Source organism: Herbiconiux daphne (genome assembly GCF_024979295.1).
GTDB lineage: Bacteria > Actinomycetota > Actinomycetes > Actinomycetales > Microbacteriaceae > Herbiconiux > Herbiconiux daphnes.
Map to the genome: position 1 here is coordinate 1 of NZ_JANLCJ010000715.1, position 546 is coordinate 546.

The 546-nt window shown below is 37.9% G+C and carries 1 protein-coding gene; it reads left to right on the plus strand.

The genetic code is table 11. The features are described from left to right. Positions 1–546, plus strand: a 546-nt coding sequence (locus N1032_RS27310; RefSeq protein WP_259543842.1) for a hypothetical protein, incomplete at both ends; no start/stop codon positions are given.

Sequence of the window (546 nt, forward strand, 5' to 3'; positions counted from 1 at the left end):
CCAAGGACGCAAAGAATGAATATCGGCGCAAGTATATTTCACCTTCCAGAAAAACACCTAACGAATTTGAATTCATGATTCGCTCATTTATGGGCGGTTATACTCACTCAAATCCGAACAAAACAGGTGAAACCATTGAAAACGTGGAAAGTCAAGACCTTACGTCAAGTTATCCAACTGTTATCTTATCGGAATTATATCCCGTTGGCGCTCATTTCAATCTGTATAGCGATTTTACACTAGCAGAACTTGAAAGAGATACCGCCAACCGATTTTCGGACGAATTTCCAAAAGTTTACCTATGCCGTTTTGCTGTTCATAATATTTCACCAAAAGAAGGCGTTCCAGATTATTATTTATCTGAATCTCGCTTAATGGTAAGTGAAAATATTAAGTCTTCCAATGGACGGATAGCTTACGCCGAATATATTGAATTTCAAGGAACTTCAATAGATTGGGAGATTTTCAGAAATTGCTATGATTTCACAAAAGCGGAAATTTTGTACGGCTTAGGTTGGTTTGCTGAACCACTTCCAGAACCGATTT